Here is a 23,659-nt window from a genome sequence, read left to right as displayed (position 1 = left end):
GGAGGCCGCGTTGCGCCGGATCGCCGTCGTCGGAGCGGGCCAGGCCGGCCTGCAGTTCGCGCTCGGACTGGTGGCGGACGGGTACGAGGTGACGCTGGTCGCCGAGCGCACCCCGGAGCAGCTGCGCGGCGGGCGGGTGCTGTCCACCCAGGCGATGTTCGGCCCGGCGCTGCGGCTGGAGGCGGCCGCCGGGCTGGACCTCTGGGCGGACCTGACGCCCGCCGTCGCCGCCGTGGCTGCCGTGCTGGCGGCACCGCCCGCCGTACGGGCGCTCGAGTTCACCATGACGCTCGACGAGCCGGCCCAGTCGGTCGACCAGCGGCTCAAGCTGGCCGGTTGGCTGGAACTGCTGGCCGAACGCGGCGCCCGCGTCGAGTACCGCTCGCTGGACCGGGACGGGCTGCGCGAACTGGCCCGCCGGCACGAGCTGACCGTGGTCGCGGCCGGGCGCGGCGAACTCGCCGGGATCTTCGAGCGCGACGCCGCCCGCTCGCCCTTCGACCGGCCGCAGCGGGTGCTGTCCTGCCTCTACGCGCACGGCGTCGGCTCACCCGACCCGGCCGCCGAGCCCCGGGCGCGGATGCACGCCCTGCCCGGCCTCGGCGAGCTCTACCTGCAGCCGGCGCTCACCCTCTCCGGCCCCTGCGCGATCCTGCTCTGGGAGGCGCTGCCCGGCGGCCCGCTGGACGCGTTCGGCGACGCCCCGCCGCCCGACGTCCAACTGGCCAGGATCCGCGACCTGTTGGGCGAGTACCTGCCGTGGGAGGCGGAGCTCTGGACGGAGGCCGAGCCGACCGACGCCGGAGCCGGACTGTTCGGCGCGGTCACCCCGACCGTCCGGCGCACGGTCGCGGAACTGGGTTCGGGCGTGGACGCCGTCCATGTGCTCGGCCTCGGCGACGCCGTGGTGGTGAACGACCCGATCACCGGCCAGGGCGCCAACAGCGCGGCCCGCGCTGCCGAGGCCTACCGACGGGCCGTCGTCGAGCACGGCGACGCCCCCTTCACGGCCGACTGGATGTGCCGCACCGCCGAGCACTTCTGGCAGCAGCACGCCCGCCACACCGTGGAGTTCACCGCCTCGATGCTGACCATGCCGGACCACCTGCAAGGCGTCTTCGCCGCGGCCGCCGAACACCCCGAAGTCGCCCGCCGCCTCGCCAACACCTACGCCGAACCCAGCGACCACGCCGCCTGGCTGGCCACCCCCGGCCTGACCGCCGCCTACCTCGCCTCGGTGGCGGCTGCCGCCGGCTGAGCACCCGCTCCTCTCCCCGGACTCCGAGCGCCGGATTCGTGCGGCGGACTCGTGTGCCGGATTCGTGCCACCCGAGGGACTGTGAAAATCGCTTTCCGATCACCGGAGCACGGTGATAGACATCCGGCGTGCAAAAGAATCTTGAGTTTTCCGACCTGCTGCGACTGATCGATGAGCGGTCGACCGCCTTCCGCGCCGTGGTCGCCGCCGCGCCCAGTCTCGACGCAGAGGTGCCGACCTGTCCCGGGTGGACGCTGTTCGATCTGGTGAAGCACCTGGGTGGGGGAGACCGTTTCTGGGCCGCCATCGTCGGAGCGGGGCCCGCCGACGGTCCCCCGGCCGAGGCCGCCGCCGCGCGCGCCGCCCTGGAACTGCCGCGGGAGCGTGAGGTCCTGCTGGCCTGGCTGGCCGAGTCGACGGAGCTCCTGCTGGGCGCCCTGCGCGAGGCGGGCCCGGACGGCGGTTGCTGGACGTGGTGGCCCGCGTCGCAGTCACCGCAGACCTCCGGCGGTGTCGCCCGGCACCGGGTCCAGGAGACCGCGGTGCACACGTACGACGCCCAGCTCGCCGGGGGCGCCGCGCAGCCGCTGCCGGTCGAGGTGACACTCGACGGTGTGGAGGAGTTCCTGTTCACCGTCTGCGGAACGCCGAGTGCCTGGCCGCACAAGCCCACGGCCTTCGACTTCCACTCCGCCGAAGGCCTCTCCTGGCGCCTCACCGTCGACGGCGACGGCGCACGCTCCGCCCGCATCCCGGCGCCCACCGCCGCGACCGGCGAGGAGCCGGAGGCGGCCGGCGCCTCCGTCCATGGCACGGCCAGTGAGTTGGTCCTCTACCTGTACGACCGCATCAAGGCCGAGTCCTTGCGCGTGGACGGCGACGCAGGGCTGCTCGACCTGCTCCGCGCCTGGGAGCCGGAGGAGAAGTAGGACCCGGCGGGGGCGGTCGGCGGCTCCTGACGGCGGCGAATATCGGAAGCGGCGGGTCGCCGCGCCGGGGCAGGATGGCGCGGTGACCTTCTTCTTCCGCCGTCAGCAGTCCCGCCCGCAGCGCTCCCCGGGCGTGGGTGCCCTGGAGCGTGTCCGGCTGGCGGTGGCCGGGGCGCGGTCCCAGGAGGGGGGCGTGTTCGAGGAGTTGATCGGCGCGCTGCTGGCGGCCGGCTCGGTGGACCGCCCCGATGGCTCGCTGGAGGCGCTGCGGCTGCTGGCGGAGCGTCCGGCGCTGCTGTTGCGCCTGGACGCCTTCATCCGCCGGGAGTCGTGGTACTCGACGCGCCCCGCCCCGACGCTCACCGAGGCCGACCCGGTCGCGCTCGCCCTGGCGGGCTCACACGCCGACGGCCGGGTCCGTGAGCGCGTGGTGCGGCGGATACTGGACCGGCCGAGCCCCGAGCTGATGCCGTTCCTCGCCCTGCGGACCACCGACTGGGTCCGGCAGGTCCGGGAACCGGCGTGCGCGGGCCTGGCCGTGCTGCTCCACGAGAAGCCCCTGCTGGCCACCCCGGCGACCGTACGGACGGCCCTGCTGCTCAACCGGCGTCGGCACGGCGCCTTCGCGCTCGGCCAACTGCGCGTGCCGCTGCTGGCGGAGCCGGGTTCGGCCCTGTCCGGACGGCTCCTCACGGCCCCCGAGCCCGCGGTGCGTTGCTTCGTCCTCGACACCGCCGCGCACCGCCTCGGGCTCCGTGACCTCGCGGCCCTCGCGGAGAGCGACCCCGCCCGGCCGGTCAGGGCCCGCGCCGTCGAGGCCGCCGCCCGGCAGGCGGTCTGGACCGACCAGGCCGAGCTGCTGCGCCGACTGGCCCGCAGCCGGCACGCCGAGGTACGGATCGCCGCCCTCACCGGGCTGATGCGCACCGGCGCCCCGCAGGCCGTGCTGACCCACCTCGACGACCCGGCTCCGCTGATCCGAGCCCTGGCCCGGGAGGCGGCGCGCCGCACCGGTACGGATCCGCTGGTGCACTACCGGGCGGCCGTCCGGGCCCCCGAGCCGCCGGTCGGGGCGATCGGAGGGCTCGCCGAGACCGGTGGCCGGGCCGACGGCCCCCTGCTCACCGCCCTCCTGGACCACCCGGCCCCTGCCGTCCGGGTCCACGCCCTGCGGGCCCTGCGGAGCCTCGACCTGGTGCCCGTGCCCCGGGTCACGGAACTGCTGCGGGACGACTCCGCCGCGGTGGTCAAGGAGGCCGCCGGCGCCCTCACCCCCGGTGCCACCCGGCTGCCCGTCGACCTGCTCTGGGACCTGCTCGCCGATCCGCGGCGACCGGCCGTCCGACGGGCCGGGTACCGGCTGCTGGCCCGGCACGACCGCCGCACCGCGCTGCGCGCCGCCCTGCTCGCGAGCGGCGACACCCACCCCCGGCTCGCCGCCCAGGGCACGAGGGACGCCACCACCCGGATCCGCGAGCTGGCCCCGCACCCCTGGCGCACCCGCCCGCTGCCGTCCCTCGACGCCGACCCCGCCCAGGCCGCCGAACTGCTCGCCCTGGCCGAGCGGCGGCGCACCGAGCTCACCGAGAGCGTGGTCGACCTGCTGCGGGACGTGCTCCGTCCGGTGTCCGACCACACATAGCCGCCGGCGGCTACCGGCCCGGCCCGGGTCGGCGACGGCGGAACCGGCCCCCGTGACCGGCGCGACTTGCCCCCGGGCTGCCCGGGGGACGAGGCTGGAGGGAGGACGGCAACGGGTTCGGGAGGCGTCGCCCGTGGACGGACAGCAGCCCGCGGGCCGGTCCGGCAGCGGTCACCGGAGCGTGCCGCACACGGCGGACCTGCGGGTGGAGGCCTGGGCGCCGACGGTCGAGGGCTGCATCGGCGAGCTGGTGCGCGCCGTGGTCGACGGCTTCGCCGACCTGCGCGGCGCGCACGTGGTCGGCGAGCGCGGCTGCACCGTCCTCGGGGTGAGCGACGCGGACCTGCTCGTGGGCGTCCTGGAGGAGGTCATCTACCGGATGGACGCGGACGGCGAACTGCCCGTCGCGCTGGCGATCGGCCGCATCGAGGGGCTGGACGGCGCCCGGACCGTGGCCGTGCGCTTCCGGATGGCCGACACCGCCACGGCCGCCCTGGTCGGCGCCGTGCCGAAGGCCGTCTCACTGCACGACCTGGACCTGCGCGCCGGGCCGGACGGCTGGACCTGCAGGGTCACCGTGGACGTCTGAGCGCGCGAGCGGTGCGCGCGGGGTGAGCGGTGCGAGCGGTGCGCGCGGGGTGAGCGGTGCGAGCGGTGCGAGCGGTGCGAGCGAGGTGAGCGGGGTGAGCGGGATGGAGATCGCACTGACCGCGGCGGGCCGCTACCGCTGGCGGATCGAGCAGCGCCCGCCGATGCGGGTGCCCGGGGTGGTCTTCGCCTCCGAGGCGCTGCTGCCGCAGGACGCCGGGGACAAGGCGCTGGAACAGGTGGCGAACGTGGCCACGCTGCCCGGGATCGTCCGCGCCTCCTACGCGATGCCCGACGTGCACTGGGGCTACGGCTTCCCGATCGGCGGGGTCGCGGCCACCGACGTCGACGAGGGCGGCGTGGTCTCGCCGGGCGGGGTGGGCTTCGACATCTCCTGCGGGGTCCGGCTGCTGGCGGCCGGCGTCGACCGGGAGGAGCTCGACCCCGAGCGGATCGGCCGGCTGATGGACCTGCTGGACCGCACCGTCCCGCGCGGCCTCGGCCGGGGCGGCCTGTGGCAGCTGTCCGGGCCGGAGGAACTGGACGACCTCCTGCTCGGCGGCGCCCGCTACGCCGTCGAGCACGGCCACGGCGTACCGCGCGACCTGGAGCGCTGCGAGGACCGCGGCGTGCTGGCCGGCGCGGCCCCCGGCGAGGTGAGCACCCGGGCCGTGGAGCGCGGGCTGCAGCAGGTCGGCAGCCTCGGTTCGGCGAACCACTTCCTGGAGGTGCAGGCCGTCGACCAGGTGCACGACCCGGACACCGCGGCCGCCTTCGGACTGCGGCCCGGCCAGGTCTGCGTCATGATCCACTGCGGCTCACGCGGCCTCGGCCACCAGATCTGCACCGACCACGTGCACGCCATGGACCGCGAACTGCACCGCTACAAGATCGACCTCCCGGACCGCCAACTCGCCTGCACCCCGGTCGACTCGCCGCGCGGCCGCGCCTACCTGGGCGCGATGACCGCCGCCGCCAACTACGGCCGCGCCAACCGGCAGCTGCTCTCCGAAGCCGCCCGACGCGCCTTCGCCACCGCGCTCGGCGTCGGGCTGGAGCTGGTCTACGACGTCTCGCACAACCTCGCCAAACTGGAGACCCACGAGGTGGACGGCGCGCCCCGGCGACTGTGCGTCCACCGCAAGGGCGCCACCCGCGCGCTGCCGCCCGGCGACCCGGACCTGCCCGCCGACCTCGCCGCCGCCGGGCAGCCGGTCCTGGTGCCCGGCACCATGGGCACCGCCTCGTACGTCATGGTCGGCCTTCCCGGCAACGAGGCCTTCCACTCCGCCTGCCACGGCGCCGGACGGGTGCTCAGCCGGCACCGGGCGCTGCGCACCGTGCGCGGCGAGCAGCTCAAGAGCGACCTGGAGGCGCAGGGCATCGCGGTCCGGCCCACCTCGTGGCGGGCGCTCGCGGAGGAGACACCCGAGGCGTACAAGGACGTCGACGCGGTGGCCGCCGTCACCGAGGCCGCCGGGCTGGCGCGGCCGGTCGCCCGGCTGGTGCCGCTGGGCGTCTGCAAGGGATGAGCCGGCGTTCCCGGTGCGGGGCGCCGCGCGTTCGACGCCGTGGCTCGGGCCGTCGCCGGTGCGCCCGCAGCCGAGTGGTACCCGGTTGCCCCGGCCAGGTCTCTCGACAGGCCCCGCCGCGAGCGCTTTGATAACCGACGCACCCGACACAGGAGGTGGGCCATGCCAGGCGACGGAACCGGCTCGGTGATCGAACTGCGGTCGCTCACCAAGCGCTACGGCGGCACGGTCGGCATCGAGCGGCTGGACGTGTCGGTCGCGGCCGGCGAGGTGTTCGGCCTGCTCGGCCCCAACGGCGCCGGCAAGACCACCACCCTGCGCTGCCTGGTCGGCCTGCTCGGCCCCAGCGAGGGCCAGGTGCGGGTGCTCGGCCTGGACCCGGTCGCCGACCACCGCCGGCTCGCCCCCTCGATCGGCTACCTGCCCGGCGAACTGCGGCTCTACCCCGAACTGACCGGACAGCAGACCCTCGACCTGCTCGCCGCCCTCCAGGGCGCCCCGGTGCCGCGCCAGGGCGAACTGTGCGACCGGCTGAAGCTCTCCCGGGCGGACCTGGCCCGCCCGGTGGGGGAGTACTCGCGCGGCATGAAGCAGAAGCTCGGGCTCGTCCAGTCGCTCCAGCACCGGCCCCCGGTGGTGGTACTGGACGAGCCGAGCGAGGGCCTGGACCCGCTGGTCCAGGAGACCTTCTACGAGCTGCTCGCCGAGGAGGCCGCGGCCGGGCGGACCGTCCTGCTCTCCAGCCACGTACTGCCCGAGGTGCAGCGCACCTGCGGACGGGTCGCCATCGTGCGCCACGGCCGGCTGGTGACCGTCCGTTCGGTGGCCGAACTGCGCCACGCCCGGGCCCGCCGGGTCCGGCTGGTCTTCGCCGACGGACTGGGCGCCCGGCCGCTCGGCGCCGCCGAACGGTGGTCCCCGCGCTGGGACGGCCGGCGGGTCGAACTGCTGGTGCCGCCGGACGAGGTCGTCCCGGCCGTGCGCGGCCTGCTGGCCGAACTGCCGGTGGCCGACCTGACGGTGGAGGAGGCGGGCCTGGACGAGGCCTTCCTCGACCTGTACCGCTCGGGCGATGGCGAGAGCGACGGCGAGGGCGACGGCGAGGGCGAGGGCGACGGCGACGGCGAGGCGGCGGTCGGGGCGGCGGGCGAGGACGAGGCGGCGGACGGGAACCGCGACGGCTCGGACGGGGAGACGACGCCGTGACCCCCGGCACCGTCAGCCGCCGCCTCCCCCTGGTCTGGCTCGCCCTGCACCGGCGGCGCCGGATGCTGCTCTCGCTGCTGCTCGGCATGGTCGTCTTCGAGACCCTGATCGTGGTGATCGCCGGAACCGTCGCGCCCGAGGAGCTGTTCGGCGCGGCCCGCCGCAATCCGCCGGGCGCGTTCCGGGCGTTCAGCGGCTCCAACGGCGACATCTCCATCGCCAGCTACCCCGGCCTGCTCGGCGCCGGGCTGACCCACCCGTTCTGGATCGCGCTCCAGCTCACCGTGATCGGCTCGCTCGGCGCCGCCGCCGTCGCGGCCGACGTCGAGTCCGGCACCATCGAGCTGCTGATGACCCGCCCGGTCTCCCGGCGCCGGCTGCTCGCCGAGCGGACCGGCGCCCTGGTCGCCGCCTCGGTGCTGCTCAACGCCGCCGCCACACTGACCGTCGCGCTCGGGGTCGCGTTCTCCCCGAAGCTGCGCGACGCCGTCCCGGAGGGCGCGGTGTTCACCGCCGGACTGCTCGGCTGCGCCCTCGCCTTCTGCCTGACCGGGCCGGTGCTGGCGGTGTCCGCGCTCAGCCGGCGGCGGGCGCACGTGATCGGTGCGGCGGTGGTCTTCGGCGCGGTCGGCTTCGCGCTCAACTTCGTCGCGCTGGCCTGGTCCCCGGCCCGGGCGCTGCGCTACTTCAGCCCGTTCCACTACTACGCCCCGGGCGACGTGCTCGGTCACGGCGGGGTGCCGTGGGCGGCGCTGGGGGTGCTGACCGGTGTCGGTCTGCTCGGACTGCTGCTGGCGTTCCGGCTGCTGGAGCGGCGCGACCTGGCGATCTGACCCCGCCGCCGGCCGAGAGCACGCCGGCCGACCGCACGCCGCCCGACCGCACGCCGGGCACGCCGGTCGACCGCCTGACCAGGTGCACCGGTCGACCGCATCCCGCTTCACCGCCCGGAGCAGCCGTCCGGCATGATGATCCCCCTCGCCGACCCGGCGACGGTGATCATTACGCGCGGACGGACACATGGACAGCAGCGACGACAGACCCGCCCCACCCCGCCGGGCGGGCAGCGGCACGACGACCCGGCGAGCGCCGTGGCCGGCGGCGGTGGCCGCCCTGGCGGTCGCGGCGCTGGCCGGCTGGGGCGCCGCGACCGCCCCGGACTGGAACGGTCCGTGCGCCCCGGGCTTCCCCGGGGTGCGGGAGCTGCAGGACGCCCTGCCCACCTTCGCCTGCTTCACCGTGGGCGACCGGACCGCCGCCGGCTACCGGCTCGACGTGAGCTACTCGGGCAAGGAGCACGACCCGGACGAGGCGATGGCCGTCGCCCGCGCGGAGGCCGAGGTGTTCTGGCGGCGCTTCCCGTACCCGGTGTCGAGCGTGCACATCGACACCACGGCGGCCTTCGGCGAGTCGGCGGTCAAGCAGGTGACGCTCGACGCGGGCGAGCTCCGGTCCCGCTTCGGCCCGCAACCGGCCGGGCCGACCGCCCGTTTCCCCGAGCCGCCGGTCGGGCGCACCGGGATCGTGCTCTGGTCGGCCTGCGGGCTGTCGGCCGCCCTGGCGGCGGGCCTCCTGCTCCGACGTCGACCGGGTCGGCGGCCCGGACCTCAGCAGGCCCAGGCCTCGGCCAGCAGCCGTTCGCGGACCAGGGCCACGTGCGGATTGGCCGACTCGGCCGGGCGGCGGACCAGGTAGGCGGTGTTGATCGGCGGGTCGGCCGGTTCGTGCAGCAACCGAATCGCCCCGGAGGCGAGTTCGGCCCGGCAGAGGTAGCCGGGCAGGACGCTCCAGCCGGCGCCGGCCAGCACGGCCGTGAGCACCGCCCGCAGGTCCGGCACGGTGACCGCGGCCCGGGCGTGCAGCCGCTGGTCGAAGACGTGGCGCCAGTAGCGGCGGGCGATGGGCAGGTCCTCGGCGTAGCTGAGCAGCGGCACGTCGGCCAGGGCCTCGGGCAGTTCCCGGCCGGCCAGCCGCTCGGCCCAGACCGGGGCGGCGACCAGGACGAACTCCTCGTCGGCCAGCGGTTCGGCGAGCAGCGTGCGGCCGCGCGGGCGCCGGGTGGCGATCACCAGGTCGTGCCGTCCGGCCCGCAGTTCCTCCAGCAGGGGGTCGGTCAGCCCGCCGGTCACCCGCAGCTGGACGCCCTCGGCGACCAGGGGCGCCAGCTTCGCCAGCAGGACGGCGCCGAGGAACTCGGCCGGCCCGGCCAGGTGGACCGGCTCCGGCACGACGTCCCCGCGCCCGTCGGTGACGCCCGCCAGCCGGTCCAGCGGCTCCGCCAGCCGGGCGGCGAGGTCGTCCGCGTACGGCAGCGGGCCGACCCCGCGGGCCCGCCGCTCGAACAGCTCCCGGCCGAGCCGCTGCTCCAGCGCGCGGATCTGCGCGGTCACCGTCGACTGGGAGAGGCCCAGGAGGTGCGCGGCCGCCGTGAAGGAGCCGACGCGGTGCACGGCGAGGAAGGTCCGCAGGTGGTTGAGGTCCAGGGGGCCGGAGCCCGGCGGCAGCCGATCGCTCATGCGTCGAGCCTACGGGATCCCGATGGCTGCGCCGCCCGAGCGAGCCATCGGAATTTCGATGGATCGCATCGCGTGGCCCATTGGTTCCGGCGGGCCCGCCGGGTCTAGCGTCGGCCGGGTGAGCGCCGCGGCGGGGTCGTCGTGGCGGGGACCGCACCACTGGAGGCACCCACCATGGCCGACATCCTGTTCGTCCTGACCGGTACGGACGTCTGGACACTGAACGACGGCACCAAGCACCCGACCGGCTTCTGGGCGGAGGAGGCCGTCGTTCCGTACCAGGCCCTGACCGCGGCCGGCCACCGGGTCACCGTCGCGACCCCGGGCGGGGTCGTGCCGGTCGCCGACCGGGCCAGCCTGACCGACCCGGCGATCGCCGCGGCGCTGGAGGAGATCGCCGAGTTCCGGCAGCCGCTCGTGCTGGCCGAGGTCGACCCGGCCGACTACGACGCCGTCTTCTACCCCGGCGGCCACGGCCCGATGGAGGACCTGGCGGTGGACGCCGACTCCGGCCGGCTGCTGACGAAGGCGCTGGCCTCGGGGCGTCCGCTCGGCGTGGTCTGCCACGGCCCGGCCGCGCTGCTCGCCGCCCGTACCGAGGACGGCGGTTCGCCGTTCGCCGGGTACCGGCTGACCGGCTTCACCAACGCCGAGGAGACCCAGGCCGGACTGGCGGACCGGGCGCCCTGGCTGCTCCAGGACCGGCTGGTCGCCCTCGGCGCGGACTTCCAGGAGGGCGAGCCCTGGGCGCCGCACTCGGTGGTCGACCGCAACCTGGTGACCGGCCAGAACCCGGCCTCCTCCGCCCTGGTGGCCACCGGGCTGCTGGAGCTGCTGAAGGCGTAGCGGCCGCGGCGCGGGCGCCCGTCGGGACGCCCGGGGACGGGACGACGGGGCGCCTCCTGCCGTCGGGTCTCCGCCGACGGAGGCCGTAGGCGGCGAGGGGCGGCCCGCCCGGATCGCGCGGGCGTCCTGCCAGGGGAGGCGGGGCCGCCCGGTGCCGGTGCTGGTGGCGGTGCCGGTGGCGGCGGCGTGGCAGGCTACCCGGGTAGCACCGCTGCCCGCACCCAGGAGCACTGCCATGGACCGACCCGCCGCCGACCGACCCGCCGACCGACCCTCCGCCCTCCGCCTCGACGCCACCGCCTCCGGGCACCCGGCGGGGATCCTGGACGCCGCCGAGCGGGCCGAACGCCGGGGCATGGACCGGCTGGTGGTGGCCGAGACCGCCTACGACCCCTTCCTCCAGCTCGCCCGCGCCGCCGACCGGACCACCGGGATCGAGCTGGCCACCGGCATCGCGGTGGCCTTCGCCCGCACCCCGATGACGCTGGCCTACCAGGCCTGGGGCCTGCACGCGGCCTCCGGCGGACGGGCCGTCATCGGGCTGGGCTCGCAGGTCAAGCCGCACATCGAGAAGCGCTTCGGGATGCCCTGGGACCGTCCGGCCGCCCGGATGCGCGAGTACGTCCACGCGGTGCGGGCGATCTGGCAGAGCTGGCAGACCGGTGAACGGCTGCGCTTCCGGGGCGAGTTCTACACCCACACGGTGATGACCCCGGTCTTCTCGCCCGACCCCGTCCCGGCCGGGGTGCCGCGGATCCTGCTCGCGGGCGTCGGGCCGCTGATGACCCGCACCGCCGGGGCGGTGGCCGACGGGTTCCTGAGCCACCCGTTCACCTCCACCGCGTACCTGACCGAGCAGGTGCTGCCCGGGCTGACCGAGGAGCGGGCGCGGGCCGAGGCGGAGGGCGCCGAGTGGACGCGCCGGCCGTTCGAGGTCGTCGGCAACGTGCTCACCGCCACCGGACGCACCGAGGAGGAGCTGGCGGCCAGTCGGGCCGCGACGCGTGAGCGGCTCGCCTTCTACGCCTCCACGCCGGCCTACCGCCCGGTGCTGGCGCAGCACGGCTGGGAGGGGCTGCAGGAGGAGCTGCACACCCACTCGGTGCGCGGGCGGTGGGCGGAGATGGCGGCGCTGATCGACGACGAGGTGTTCGACACCTTCGCGGTGTCCGGTTCGGTGGAGGAGGCCGCGGCGGAGATCCACCGCCGGTACGCGGGCCTGGTCACCCGGCTCTCGGTCAACCTGCCCGAGGACACGGACCCGGAGCTGGGCCTGGACGTGCTGGCGGCGGTGCGCGCCCTGGGCTGACCGGGGATGACCACGGCCGGCCCTCGATGATCGATTCCTTGTGTCGAACGGTCGAAGTGGATGGCTGTACGGGCGAGGAATGATCAAGTCCGGGCAGATTCGGGCAACGGGTTTCCGGTGGCGAGTGCCGGCGGCAGGATCACGACGGCGGGACCGGCGGTGCCGTGAGGCAGGGCGCTCCGTTCCTGCCGGGCCCAGGGCCTGTCATGTCTTGGCCATGGCCATCCGTTCCCCGGCCACCGGTTCCACGGCCACCGCCGGGGCCTTTGCCGTCCGCTGCCGATCGAGGGGGTGCCCGCGTGTCCGTGTCCGACGAGCGTCCGGCCGACTACGACCTGGCGGAGAGCTGGGATCCCGTCGCAGCCGCCGAGGCCGATGCACTGGCCGACGAACTGCCTGATGAAGTGGCCGACGAGCTGGCCGACCTGGACGAGTTCCTGCGCGTCAGCGCCGAACTGACCGGCTTCGACGTGCCCGAGCTGCGCGCCACCGGCATGGCGGACGAGCACCACCGCACCGCGCTCGCCCACCGGGTCCGCGACGAGCACGCCCTCGTCCACCTCTGGTACGTCGGCGCCTGGCCCGGCGAGGCACCCAGCTCCGCCCGCGCCCACGACCAGGGCCTGGTCTGGCGCACCTTCCGGGCCACGCCGCCCGGCGCCGCCGCCCCCGGGCACGGCAGCTGGGCCGAGGCCCCCCGAGACGGGGCCACCCGAAGCGGGGCAGCCCTGGGCGGGGCGCCGCTGGGCGGGGCCGCGCTCGGAGGCGAGGCCCGATGAGCGCGCGCTGGGACGCCGTGGTGGTCGGCGCCGGTTTCGCCGGCACCCTGGTCGCCCACCAGCTCGGCGCGCAGGGCTGGCGCGTGCTCGTCCTGGAAGCCGGACGGGCCGCGCCCACCGGCGCCCAGGCCTCCGCCGCCCACCGCGCGGCCGGCGGCGGACCGCCCACCTCGCCCTACCCGCACAGCCCCGACGCGCCGTCACCCGACGTCACCGACCTGACCGGCCTGCCGGACGGCGGCTTCACCGCCACCGGACACCTCGGCCAGTACGGTCCGCTGCCCTACGCCAGCGGCTACCTGCGCGCCAACGGCGGCACCGGCCTGCTCTGGACCGGGCTCGCCCCGCGCATGCACCCCGAGGACTTCCGCACCGGCGACCTCGGCCACGGCCGCAACTGGCCGATCGGCTACCACGACCTGGAGCCGCACTACCGCGCCGCCGAACGCGAACTCGGCGTCGCCGCCGACGCCGGGGAGCAGCGCGCCGCCGTCGGACTGCCCATCCCGGCCGACTACGACTTCCCGATGCGCGCCATCCCCGCCAGCTTCCTCGACCGGCAGCTGGCCGACGCGTTCGACGGCCGCACCGTCCGCGACCCCGCCGTGCCCGACCCCGCCCGGCTCGCCGTCACCGCCACCCCGCACGCCCGCAACGGCGTTCCGACCCGCGCCGCCTCCGTGCACGGACGGCCCGCCGGCGGACGGTCCGCCGAGGGACCGCTCACCGACGGACCGCTCACCGAGGGACCGCTCTGCGCGGGCAGCGCCGGCTGCGTCCCGGCCTGCCCGACCGGCGCCAAGTACACCCCGCTGCGCACCCAGGCCCGTTGGGCGGCCGGGGTCGAACTGCGCACCGAGGCCGTGGTCAGCCGGGTGCTCGCCGACCCGGAGACCGGGCGGGCCGAGGGGGTCGAGTACCTGGCGGGCGGCCGGGCCCACCGGGTGGTGGCGGACCTGGTGGTGCTCGCCGCGCACGCGATCGAGAACGCGCGGCTGCTGCTCCTGTCCGGCCTGGCCAACCGCAGCGACCAGGTCGGCCGCAACCTCATGGACCACCCGGCTCTGCTCACCTGGGGCCTGATGCCCCGCCCGGTCGGCCCCTACCGGGGGCCCGGCTCCACCAGCGGGCTGGAGGCCTTCCGCTTCGGCCCGGGCCGCGAGCGCCGGGCACCGTTCCGGATCGAGATCGGCAACTGGGGCTGGTCCTGGGCCGGCGGAGCACCGGAGGCGGAGGCCGCGACACTGCTCGCCGCCGGGCTGCGCGGCAAGGAGCTGCGCGAGCGCCTCGGCGACCGGCTCGGCCGCCAGTTCTCGCTCCAATTCGAACTGGAGCAGCCCGCCGACCCGGCCAACCGGGTCACCCTCGACCCGGACCGGCGCGACCCGCTCGGCCTCCCGGCACCGGCCGTCCGCTACGACCTCTCCGACTACGTACGCGAGGGCATGGCCTCCGCCCGGGCCGTCTCCGACCAGCTCTTCGCCCTGCTCGGCGCCGAGGACCACACCGCCTACCCGGCGGCCGCCTGGCCGGGCCGGCTGGAACACCGGGGGGCCGTCCACGGCTACCGGGGCGCGGGCCACGCGGGCGGCACCCACCTGATGGGCGACTCGCCCGCCACCTCCGTGGTCGACCACTGGCAGCGCTGCTGGGACCACCCCAACCTGTACGCCGTCGGCTGCGGCTCGATGCCCTCGCTCGGCACCTCCAACCCCTCGCTCACCATGGCGGCGCTCGCCCTGCGCAGCGCCGGGCGGATGCACCGGGACCTGCTGGAGCTGAACCGCCCGGCAGCCGTGACACCCCCGGCCGCGTCCACCTCCCGCACCCCCGAACCCTCGCCCTCGGAGCACTCATGACCGGCCTGCCACTGCCGCCCGTACCGGAGCCGTACCACCTGCCCTTCCACTACGGCGCGCTGCACAACATCGGCGTCGACTACCTGGTCGACCGCGAGCGGGCGCGCGAGCTGCTCGGCAAGCGCCACCCCGGGCTGAAAGCCGCCGCCTTCGACGGCGGGGCCTGCGTGTCGCTCAACTACCAGCTCTACTTCGCCCAGTACCCGAACGGCGGCGGCATCACCCAGGAGCTGGAGATCAACCTGATCGCCCACCCGGTGTTCGCCGACGACCGCATCCCGGTGGTCAACTACGGCCAGTACGCCAGGGGTTACGACCAGACCAAGCTGCTGGGCATCGCCCGGCTGCACGTGCTCTGCGACAACCCGCTGGCCATCGACGCCGGACGCCGCCTCTATGCCGAGCCCAAGCACCCGGGCTGGTTCGAGAGCACCCTGCCCTCCCTCAACGCGCCCGCCGTGCGCGAACGCTGGTCCGTCTCCTGCCGACGCGCCACCCTCGGGCCGGACGGGCTGCAGCGCCACGACGAGCAACTCCTCGCCCTGGACGTCAACCTGGTCGGCCTCACCCCCGAACCGGTCAACAACACCCCGATCACCGGCTACGGCACCGACGACGAGGGCAAGCTGCTCGCCGGCCCGCTCAACGTCTACCAGCCGTACCGCTACTACGCCCTGGACGACCGCACCGCCGAGCGCGTCCGCCTCGACCTCGGCAACCCCGCCGAGGAGTCCGCCCGCGACCTCGCCCACCTGATCGCCGACGCCCCGGCGGCCGGCGTCTGGACCTACCAGTCCCCACCGGTCGCCGCCCACAACCGGGCCTACTACGTCCGATGACGCCCCCCGGTCCCTGACCTGGCCCTGACCCGGCCCTGACCAGGCCGGCGGGAGTCGTCGCCGGGGCTCCCGCCGGCCTGTGACCCACCTCACACCTAGTTCCTGTCAGCAATCGAGGCGCTGCCCCGCTCAAGTCGCCGAGAGCACACGAGCAAGCGATCGAGCGAGCCGACAGGAGCACCTGATGAAGCACCGCATCGTCGTCCTCGGAGCCGGCTACGCCGGGTCCCACGTCGCCGGGAGCCTGGCCCGCCGACTGTCCCCGACGGACGTCCGGATCACCGTGGTCAACGCCGAGCCGGACTTCGTCCAGCGGCTGCGGATGCACCAGCTCGCGGCCGGCCAGGAGGTCGTGGCCCCGCGACTCGCCGAGGTCTTCGCGGGTACAGGGATCCGGCTGCGCCTCGCCCGGGTCACCGCGGTCGACCCCGAGCGCCGGGTCGTCACCGTGGCCGACACCGCCGTCGACACCGACACCGGCACCGATGGCGGCACCGGCGCCGACGGCGATGGCGGCACCGGCAGCGGGGAGCTCGGCTACGACACGCTCGTCTACGCGCTCGGCAGCCATGTCGCCGACCACGGCGTGCCCGGCGTCACCGAGCACGCCTACGACGTCGCCGGCCGGCCCTCGGCGCTGCGCCTGCGCGAGCGCCTGGACGGCCTCGGCCGAGGGAGCGGTGGCGGGCGCGTGCTGGTCGTCGGCGACGGACTGACCGGCATCGAGACCGCCACCGAGATCGCCGAATCCCGGCCCGGCCTGTCGGTGACGCTGGTCGCCCGCGGCGAGCTGGGCGCCCGGCTCTCCGCCGGAGCCCGCGGCCACCTGCGCCGGGCCTGCGAACGGCTGGGCATCACCGTGGTGGAACACACCGCCGTCCAAGCCGTCGAGGCGGCGCGGGTGCTCTGTGCCGACGGCACCGTCCTGGCGTCCGACGTGACCGTGTGGACGGCAGGGTTCGCGGTCGGTCCCGTCGCGGCCGCCGCGGGGCTGGCGGTCACCGAGGACGGCCGGATCCTCGTCGACCACACCATGCGGTCGGTCTCGCACCCGGACGTGTACGCCGTCGGTGACAGCGTCCACGCCGTCGGCGACAACGGCCGGCCACTGCCGATGTCCTGCGCCTCGGCCGGCTTCACCGCCATGCGGGCCATGGCCGCGATCGTGGGACGCCTGACCGGCGGCAGGACCGCGAACACCAAGCTGGCGTACCCGGGCAACCACATCAGCCTCGGACGGCGGGACGGGATCCTGCAGACGGTCGACGGCGAAGGGCGGGCGAAGCCGACGTACACCGGTGGCCGGAAGGCCGCACGGATCAAGTCGGGCATCCTCAGGATGTCGCTGTGGGCCAACGCGCACCCCACCTTCGGCCTGCCCAAGCGCAAGCGGCGCCTGGCCGCGGTGCCGGCCGAGACACCGACCGCGGGGCCGACCGCAGGGCCGACCGCCCCCGCCCGCACCACGGCCGCGTAGCCACCTAGGGTGACCCACGTGGACGGCACCGCCATCGACCGCTTCGACACCAGCCGCTTCGAGGCCGGCCGGACCCGGCTGGCCTCGCTGGCGTACCGGCTGCTGGGCTCAGCCACCGACGCCGAGGACGCCGTCCAGGACGCGTTCCTGCGGTGGCAGGCCGCCGACCGGCAGCGGATCGAGGTGCCGGAGGCGTGGCTGACCAAGGTCGTCACCAACCTCTGCCTCGACCGGCTCCGCTCGGCACAGGCCCGCCGTGAGCGCTCCGTCGGCGCCTGGCTGCCCGAACCGCTCCTCGACGGCGACCCGATGCTCGGACCGGCCGACACCTTCGAGCAGCGCGAATCGGTGTCCCTCGCCGTACTGACCCTCATGGAACGCCTGCCTCCCCTCGAAAGGGCCGTCTACCTCCTGCGCGAAGCCTTCTCCTACCGCCACACCGAGATCGCCGAGATCCTCGGCATCACCGAGTCGGCGAGCCAGCAGCACCTCCACCGGGCCCGGCACCGCATCGCCGCCGGCCGCCGCGGCGGGGGCGAAGCCGACCCGGCCTCCGCCCGCCGGATCGTCGAGGAGTTCCTCGCTGCCGCCTCCTCGGGCCGCACCGAACGGCTGGTGGCGCTGCTCACCGACGACGCGACCGCGGTCTCCGACGCCAACGGCGCCGGCCCCGCCGAGACCCTGGTGCGGTACGACACCCCGCAGCGCATCGCCGCCATGGCCCGGGCCGGCTTCCGGCCCACACCCGCGAAACGACGCCTCGTCGGCGGCACATCCTCCCTTCACTACGCCGTCGTCAACGGCGCCCCCGCCATCCTGTTCACGCTCGGGGACCAGGTGATCGGCGCCGTGACCTTCGACCTCGCCGACGGCAGGATCGCCACCGTCCGTGGCATCGGCACCCCCGCCCGCCTCCGCCGCCTCGCCGAGGCCTGGCGGCGGCACCGACCGGGCCCGCCGCTCATCGCCCGGTGGTGACTCCGGCGTCCCCGTGCCACCGCCGGCGCCACCTCACCCGCCGGCGCCGTCGGCGGGTGAGGTGCCCTCAGGGTGCCTGAAGCGGTGGCGCCGGTGGGACCGGCCTACCGACGAGCCGTTCAAGTGCCGCACTGCCGCAGTCGAACACCCGGGTCGGCTGCGAGGGGCCACCGACCGGTGAAGGCCGGGAGCCGGTCATCAACCGTGTCCGGACGAGCCACCCGCCCCGTGGGCCCGGGAGTCCGGGGGCGGCAGCGGGCCTGCTAGGGTCACGCCTCGACATGGACGAGACCGACCGGACGGATGACGTCGAGGCGCTGCGCCACCTGCACGACGGCGGGGACTACCGTCGGCTGGCGGAGCGGACGTCGAACCCCGACGTGCTGCGGCAACTGGCCCGGTGCGAGTACCCGTTCGTCTGGCACGCGATCGCCGGGAACGCGGCCGCGCCCGCCGAACTGCTCGCCTCGTTGTCCGTCCGGCGCCACAGCACCTGGAACGACAACTACCTGCTCGAGCTGATCGCCGCCCATCCCGCGTTCACCGGCGAGCCGTTGGGGCGGCTGGTCGACCTGGTGGCGGTGCGGCTGGGGGAGGGCGACCGCCCGTTCGCGGCCGTGCTGGAGCTGGCCCGCCGGCCGGAGCTGACGGTCGAGCGGCTGAACTGGCTCGGGCACGTGCCCGGGGCGTCGACCCGGTTGCGCCGGGGGATCAGCCGCGCGCTGGCGGAGCGCCGTCAGCGGTGACCCCGGCCGTGGCGGTGACCGGTGCTGCGCCCGGTGCCGGTGCCGGTGCCGGTGCCGGTGGTGCCGCCGGTTCCGATGTCGATTCCGGTGCCGGATCCGGTTCCCGGGCCCGCGACCAGCGGCCGGCCAGGACCGTGCCGACCACCAGCTGGAGTTGGTGGTAGAGCATCAAGGGCAGCACCATCAGGCCCGCCTGCGGCCCGAACAGGACGGTGGCCATCGGCAGCCCGGCGGCCAGGCTCTTCTGCGACCCGCACAGCACCGCCGCGACGCGGGCCGACCGGTCGAGCCCCAGGAGCCGCGCGCCGAGCCCGGTGGCCGCCAGGGTGACCGCGAGCAGGGCGAGCAGGACCGTGAGGAGCCCGAGCAGGGCGCCGGGAGTGGCCAGGTGCCAGATGCCCTGGGCCACCGCCGCGCTGAACGCCGTGTAGACGACGAGCAGGATCGAACCGCGGTCCACCGGTGTCAGCACCCGTTTGTGACGGGTCAGGAGGCCGCCGATCCACGGGCGCAGCACCTGCCCGAGCAGGAAGGGCGCGAGCAGTTGGAGCCCGATCCGCAGCAGCCCGTCGGCGGACAGCTCGGTGTGTGAGCCCAGCAGCCAGGCCGACAGCAGCGGGGTGAGGAGCAGCCCCGCCAGGCTGGAGTAGGTGCCCGCGCAGATCGCCGCGGGGACGTCGCCCCCGGCGGCGCCGGTGAGCGCCACCGAGGACTGCACCGTCGAGGGCACCAGGCAGAGGAACAGCACCCCGGTCTGCAGTTGCGCGGTCAGGGGAACCGGCGTGAGCAGCGCCGTGGCCAGCCCGAGCAGCGGGAAGAGGACGAAGGTCGCGACCAGCACCAGCCCGTGCAGCCGCAGGTGGCGCAGCCCGGCCAGCGTCTCGCGGGTGGACAGCCGGGCGCCGTAGAGGAAGAACAGCAGCGCCACCGCGAGGTCGCAGGCGGCCTCGGCGATCCGCGCCGACCCGCCCGAGGCCGGGAACGGCGAGGCCAGGCCGACCGTCCCGGCCAATGCGGCCAGGTACGGATCGCACCGGCGCGGCAGCAGCCGACGGGCCCGCCGTGCCGGACGGTCGGTCATGGTGGTCATGTCGGTCACGGGCCGCCTCCCGCCACCGGGCGGAGCGCGGGCCCGAGCGACGGCGCCGCACCGAGCAGCCCGCCCACCAGCGATCCGGCGCCGTCGTGGTCGCTGCCCGCGGAGCCGCTGCCGTTCTGGAGATTGGCCGTGCGGTCGATCTCCAGCCAGGAGTCGGCGTTGGAGTTGTCCACGACCGTGATCAGGCTGCCGCCCGCCGCCGCGGGCACGGCACCGCCCATGAGCAGCAGGGCGCAGGCGCAGGTGCCGACCAGCACCCGCAGCACGCCGGCCCGCCGGGCGGCGGCCGTCGGGGGCGGGGCGGGCCCGCGCTGCCCCGCCCTCACGCCGTCACCGCCGTGAGCCCGCGGGAGCGGGCGATGTTGCGCTCCAGCAGCTCGGTGGACTCCCGCACGCCGATCTGTCGGCTTTCCTCGGCGGACGCGGGCAGCCGCCCGTCGGCGACCTTCAGGCCGGCCAGCGCCTCGTCCATCGCCCGGTGCGCGGCGAACAGGCAGGGCGTGCTGTAGATGGCGACGTCCACCCCCAGCGACGTCAGCTCCGAGAGGGACAGCCGGGGCGACTTGCCGCCCGCGATCTGGTTGAACAGCAGCGGCTTGTCGCCGACCACCGCGCGGATCCGGCGGATCCACTCCTCGCTGCGCACGCCGTCGACCAGCACCACGTCGGCGTCGGTGGCGGCGAGCGCGCGGGCGCGGCGCAGGATGTCGTCCTCCTCGGTGGCGTCGGTGCGGGCGACCACCACGAGGTCCGTCCGGTTGGCGAGGACGAGCTCCAGCTTCTCCAGGTACTCCTCCAACGGGAGGACCTGCTTGCCGTCGGCGTGACCGCAGCGGCGCGGCCGCTTCTGGTCCTCCAGGATCACGCCCGAGGCGCCGATCCGTTCGAGTCGGCGCACGACGTGGCAGGCGACCTCGGGATCGACGTAGCCGTCGTCGATGTCGACCAGGAGGTGGTGGCCGGGGAACGCTCCGCGCAGCCGCTCGACGAAGGCGACCATGTCGGGCCAGGCGATGAAGCCGATGTCGGGCAGCCCGTAGTAGGAGGCCGCGAATCCGAAGCCGGAGACGAACATGCCGTTGTAGTGCTCGGCCGCGATCGAGGCCGAGTACATGTCGTAGACGCCGATCAGGGGCGTGGTGCCGGGGCCGGCGATCTCCGTGCGGAGCCGCTGCCCGGGGGTGTCCGTCGTCGTGGTGCCGTGGAACATGGCCTTCTCCTCGCCTGGGATGACTTTGCCTGAACTTGGTGATCACTAGACCAAACTGAGGTGCCATCATCATGCGGCCTTTAATGTTCCGTGGGCAAATCTTTAAAAGAGATTCCCCCGTTGGAGTGAGGGTGTGGAGAAAATCGGCACGTCGTAAAACAAGTTCATATGCCAAGCGCGCTGAAAGGGCAGGCGCGAGCCGGGCTCACCGGGAAGACCGGTCGAACGGGAGCAGGGTGCCCGCGCGCTTCACCGTGCGGACGACGGGCGCCGTCTCGATGCTCCGGATCGCGTCCAGCGCCGCGACCCGGGTGGTCAGGTAGCGCGCGAGGTCCGGCGAGTCCCGGCAGTTGACGGCGGCGAGCAGATTGGTCGGCCCGGTGGTGTGGGCCACCAGCGAGACCTCCGGGTGGCCGGCCAGGGCGGCGGCCGTGGCGGCGAGCCGCGAAGGCCGGACGGACATCCACAGCCGGGCCTCGGTGCGGAAGCCGAGCGCGGCGGGCGCCACGTCGACCAGGAAGGTCAGCACCCCGGCCCCGCGCAGGACGGCGAGCCGGCGCCGTACGGTCGACTCGGACCAGCCGGTCGCGGCGGCCAGCTCGGCGTGGCTCGCCCGCCCGTCCCGCGCCAGCAGGTCGAGCAGCGGACGGTCCGGCGGCTCCAGCGAGATCCGTACGGCCCCGGCGTCCCTGGCCCGGTCGACCGGCGGCCGGGCCAGCAGGGCGGCCTGCTCGGGGCCGAGCCGGGCGGGGCCGGCCCAACTGTTCGGCAGCGCATGGCTGTCGAGCAGCAGATGGGCGGAGACGTCGGTGATCCGGCCGGTCCGGGGCAGCTTGTGCAGCAGCAGCGCCTCGCTCTCGTCGGCGGTCGGGGTCTGGACGCTGCAGGAGATCTCGGTGCCGCCGGAGAGCAGGTGGACGTACGAGGTGTCCGTCCGGGCGGCCAGGGCTCCGGCGATGGCGGTCGCCGCGTCGGGTGTGCACCGCAGCCGCACGGTCCAGGCGTGGTAGCCCAGCCGGGAGCCGTTCAGGCCGCCCACGACACGGAGGGTCCCGGCGGCGCGGAGACGGCGGTAGCGGCGGGCCGCGGTGTTCTCCGAGACGCCGAGGGCCTCGCCGATCAGGCGGAACGGAGCCCGCCCGTCGATCTGCAGGGCGTGCACCAGCCCGAGGTCGGTCTCGTCCAGGGTGACGGTATCCGTCTTCATGGGGCGCCAGTGTGCCAGTTCCCGCCGCATCCGGCGGCGTGCGTGGCGGGCGACGAACCCGGGACCGGACCGTGGGGACGTCCGGTCGAACCCGCCGCGTACGTCCGGCGGACAAGCGTTACGGAGGAAGTCCCGTGCACAAGTGGTGGCCGCTGGTGGCGGTCTGTCTAGGCGCCTTCATGTTCCTGCTCGACACGACGGTGCTGTCCGTCGCCCTGCCCGACATCGGGTCGTCCCTGTCCGCGCCACTGCCCGTGCTGTCGTGGGTGGTCGACGTCTACACCCTGGTGCTGGCGGTGCTGATGCTCGCGGCGGGCGCACTGGCGGACCGGTACGGGGCGCGCGCGGTGTACCTCGCCGGCCTGGCGGTGTTCGGCGCGGCCTCACTGGCCTGCGGCCTGGCCCCGAACGCGGGTGCCCTGATCGCCGCCCGCGGGGTGCAGGGCGTCGGTGGAGCGGCGATCGCGGTGACCACCTTCGCCCTGCTCGGCTCCGGCTACCGGGGGCCCGACCTCGGGAGGGCGATGGGAGTGTTCGGCGCGGTGACCGGGCTGGCCGCGGCGGTCGGCCCGGTGCTCGGCGGGGTCCTCACCCAGGAGGCCGGGTGGCGGGCGGTCTTCCTCCTCAACCTGCCGCTCGTCGTCGCCACCGCGGCGCTGTCCCGGCGGGTCCTGCCCGCCGGACGCCCGGGCGCGTACGTGAACGCGGGCGCCGGCATCCGCACCTTCCTGCCCGGCGCGCTCGCCTTCGCGCTGTGCGCGGGCTCGCTCACCTACGCCCTCTCCTCGGCCGCGGCGGGACACCGGACCGCACCGGGCACCCTGGGCCCGACGGCCGTCGCGGCGCTCGCGCTGGGAGTCTTCGTCCGGGTCGAACTGCGCAGCCCCGCACCGCTGTTGGACCTGCGCCTGTTCGCCCGGGCGTCCTTCTCGGCGGTGCTGGCCTGCGTCGTCGCCGCCACGGCCGCCTTCGCGGCGCTCGTCTACACCTCGGTGTGGCTGCAGTCCGGCCTCGGCCTGGGGCCGGTGCGCGCCGGGCTCGCGCTGATGCCGCTCGCGCTGGCCTCCTTCGCCACCTCACTGCTCAGCGGCCGTCGGCTGCACGGCCGGTCGCCGCGCGCCGTCCTCGGCGCAGGCCTGCTGCTGAGCGGGATCGGCTGCGCACTGCAGGCCGGGCTGGACGCGCGCTCCTCCGCCGCCACCCTGGCGCCCGGTCTGGTGCTGACCGGCATCGGCGTGGGGCTGCTCGGCCCGGCGATGGGCGCCGCGGTGTTCGCGGCGCTCCCGCCCGAGCGGGCCGGCGCGGCCGCCGGGGCGATGACGACCTTCCGCCAGCTGGGGCAGACCTTGGGGGTCGCGGTCTTCGGTGTGCTGTTCCAGTGGGGCGGTGCCGCGCCGTTCGAGGGCCTGAACCGGGTCCTGCTCGCCGCCGCGGCCACCGGGATCCTCGGTTCGGTGCTCGCCTACGCGTTCGCGCCGAAGTCGGCGCCCGTACCGCGCCCGTCCGCGCGCCCGGAGCCGGAGCCGGAGCCGACGCCGGGCCCGGAGCCGGACCGGGGCCCGGAGCGGACGCCGTCCCCGTCCGCCCCCGCCGAGCGACCGTAGGAACGGCCGGGCCAGGCGGAGACGGCCGGGTCGGG

22 protein-coding genes are annotated in these 23,659 nt (G+C 75.4%); 17 read left to right on the top strand and 5 right to left on the bottom strand.

Going from position 1 to position 23,659, the window contains the following annotated elements:
* The first annotated feature begins 10 nt into the window (after positions 1-10).
* The 8 genes from IE332_RS21040 (at position 11) to IE332_RS21005 (ending at position 8,850) form a co-directional block, all read left to right on the top strand.
* The gene (locus IE332_RS21040; protein WP_189918677.1) at positions 11-1,258 is read left to right on the top strand and encodes a styrene monooxygenase/indole monooxygenase family protein; all 1,248 of its coding nucleotides are present in this window, start codon (positions 11-13) and stop codon (positions 1,256-1,258) included.
* Between the two features lie 128 nt (positions 1,259-1,386).
* Positions 1,387-2,187 (top strand): maleylpyruvate isomerase family mycothiol-dependent enzyme, encoded by an 801-nt coding sequence (locus IE332_RS21035; RefSeq protein ID WP_189918675.1) that lies wholly within the window; start codon positions 1,387-1,389, stop codon positions 2,185-2,187.
* An 82-nt stretch (positions 2,188-2,269) separates the two neighbouring features.
* Positions 2,270-3,829, top strand: coding sequence for a HEAT repeat domain-containing protein (locus tag IE332_RS21030; protein WP_189918673.1), 1,560 nt, complete (start codon positions 2,270-2,272; stop codon positions 3,827-3,829).
* 133 nt (positions 3,830-3,962) lie between these two features.
* The gene (locus IE332_RS21025) at positions 3,963-4,418 is read left to right on the top strand and encodes an archease (protein WP_189918671.1); all 456 of its coding nucleotides are present in this window, start codon (positions 3,963-3,965) and stop codon (positions 4,416-4,418) included.
* A gap of 103 nt (positions 4,419-4,521) precedes the next feature.
* Positions 4,522-5,949, top strand: coding sequence for an RtcB family protein (locus IE332_RS21020; RefSeq protein ID WP_189918669.1), 1,428 nt, complete (start codon positions 4,522-4,524; stop codon positions 5,947-5,949).
* A gap of 162 nt (positions 5,950-6,111) precedes the next feature.
* Positions 6,112-7,155 (top strand): ABC transporter ATP-binding protein, encoded by a 1,044-nt coding sequence (locus IE332_RS21015; protein WP_189918667.1) that lies wholly within the window; start codon positions 6,112-6,114, stop codon positions 7,153-7,155.
* Entirely contained in the window at positions 7,152-7,988 is an 837-nt protein-coding gene (locus IE332_RS21010; protein ID WP_189918665.1) for an ABC transporter permease, read from the top strand. The genes IE332_RS21015 and IE332_RS21010 overlap by 4 nt, the downstream gene beginning before the upstream one ends.
* Before the next feature lie 187 nt (positions 7,989-8,175).
* Positions 8,176-8,850, top strand: coding sequence for a hypothetical protein (locus IE332_RS21005; protein WP_189918663.1), 675 nt, complete (start codon positions 8,176-8,178; stop codon positions 8,848-8,850).
* Here IE332_RS21005 and IE332_RS21000 read toward each other — a convergent pair.
* Positions 8,763-9,671: a LysR family transcriptional regulator gene (locus tag IE332_RS21000; protein ID WP_189918660.1), complete on the bottom strand. Its 909-nt coding sequence runs from the start codon at positions 9,669-9,671 to the stop codon at positions 8,763-8,765. The two genes, IE332_RS21005 and IE332_RS21000, sit on opposite strands and share 88 nt — an antisense overlap.
* Before the next feature lie 174 nt (positions 9,672-9,845).
* Here IE332_RS21000 and IE332_RS20995 point away from each other — a divergent pair, with 174 nt between their 5' ends.
* The 8 genes from IE332_RS20995 to IE332_RS20960 all read left to right on the top strand — a co-directional run bounded on the left by IE332_RS20995 (position 9,846) and on the right by IE332_RS20960 (position 18,504).
* Positions 9,846-10,517: a type 1 glutamine amidotransferase domain-containing protein gene (locus IE332_RS20995; protein ID WP_189918658.1), complete on the top strand. Its 672-nt coding sequence runs from the start codon at positions 9,846-9,848 to the stop codon at positions 10,515-10,517.
* A 235-nt stretch (positions 10,518-10,752) separates the two neighbouring features.
* A complete protein-coding gene (locus tag IE332_RS20990) occupies positions 10,753-11,826 on the top strand; it encodes a TIGR03617 family F420-dependent LLM class oxidoreductase (RefSeq protein WP_189918656.1) in 1,074 nt (357 codons plus the stop codon).
* A gap of 299 nt (positions 11,827-12,125) precedes the next feature.
* Complete coding sequence (locus tag IE332_RS20985; RefSeq protein WP_189918654.1) at positions 12,126-12,605, top strand: hypothetical protein; 480 nt, start codon at positions 12,126-12,128, stop codon at positions 12,603-12,605.
* Complete coding sequence (locus IE332_RS20980) at positions 12,602-14,464, top strand: GMC family oxidoreductase (protein ID WP_189918652.1); 1,863 nt, start codon at positions 12,602-12,604, stop codon at positions 14,462-14,464. Before IE332_RS20985 ends, IE332_RS20980 begins: the two co-directional genes overlap by 4 nt.
* Complete coding sequence (locus IE332_RS20975) at positions 14,461-15,303, top strand: hypothetical protein (protein WP_189918650.1); 843 nt, start codon at positions 14,461-14,463, stop codon at positions 15,301-15,303. Before IE332_RS20980 ends, IE332_RS20975 begins: the two co-directional genes overlap by 4 nt.
* A 184-nt stretch (positions 15,304-15,487) precedes the next feature.
* Positions 15,488-16,780 carry an NAD(P)/FAD-dependent oxidoreductase gene (locus tag IE332_RS20970; protein ID WP_189918648.1) on the top strand — a complete coding sequence of 431 codons (1,293 nt, stop codon included), beginning with the start codon at positions 15,488-15,490 and terminating at the stop codon, positions 16,778-16,780.
* Between the two features lie 18 nt (positions 16,781-16,798).
* The gene (locus IE332_RS20965; RefSeq protein ID WP_189918946.1) at positions 16,799-17,758 is read left to right on the top strand and encodes a sigma-70 family RNA polymerase sigma factor; all 960 of its coding nucleotides are present in this window, start codon (positions 16,799-16,801) and stop codon (positions 17,756-17,758) included.
* A 281-nt stretch (positions 17,759-18,039) separates the two neighbouring features.
* Complete coding sequence (locus IE332_RS20960) at positions 18,040-18,504, top strand: hypothetical protein (protein WP_229928764.1); 465 nt, start codon at positions 18,040-18,042, stop codon at positions 18,502-18,504.
* Here the strand turns inward: IE332_RS20960 and IE332_RS20955 are convergent.
* From IE332_RS20955 to IE332_RS20940, 4 genes are all read right to left on the bottom strand, one after another.
* A complete protein-coding gene (locus IE332_RS20955; protein ID WP_229928783.1) occupies positions 18,470-19,594 on the bottom strand; it encodes a bile acid:sodium symporter family protein in 1,125 nt (374 codons plus the stop codon). The two genes, IE332_RS20960 and IE332_RS20955, sit on opposite strands and share 35 nt — an antisense overlap.
* Positions 19,595-19,599: 5 nt before the next feature.
* The gene (locus IE332_RS20950) at positions 19,600-19,929 is read right to left on the bottom strand and encodes a hypothetical protein (protein WP_229928763.1); all 330 of its coding nucleotides are present in this window, start codon (positions 19,927-19,929) and stop codon (positions 19,600-19,602) included.
* Positions 19,926-20,813: an isocitrate lyase/PEP mutase family protein gene (locus IE332_RS20945; protein WP_189918645.1), complete on the bottom strand. Its 888-nt coding sequence runs from the start codon at positions 20,811-20,813 to the stop codon at positions 19,926-19,928. Before IE332_RS20945 ends, IE332_RS20950 begins: the two co-directional genes overlap by 4 nt.
* Positions 20,814-21,018: 205 nt before the next feature.
* On the bottom strand, positions 21,019-22,020 hold the full coding sequence (locus IE332_RS20940) for an Lrp/AsnC family transcriptional regulator (protein WP_189918643.1): 1,002 nt from the start codon (positions 22,018-22,020) through the stop codon (positions 21,019-21,021).
* Between the two features lie 134 nt (positions 22,021-22,154).
* Here IE332_RS20940 and IE332_RS20935 point away from each other — a divergent pair, with 134 nt between their 5' ends.
* Complete coding sequence (locus IE332_RS20935; protein WP_189918641.1) at positions 22,155-23,624, top strand: MFS transporter; 1,470 nt, start codon at positions 22,155-22,157, stop codon at positions 23,622-23,624.
* The last annotated feature ends 35 nt before the right edge of the window (positions 23,625-23,659 follow it).

The organism is Kitasatospora xanthocidica, assembly GCF_014656195.1.
GTDB lineage: Bacteria > Actinomycetota > Actinomycetes > Streptomycetales > Streptomycetaceae > Kitasatospora > Kitasatospora xanthocidica.
Note: the sequence above shows the minus strand (reverse complement) of the source record. Positions and strands in the feature narration are given on the sequence as shown.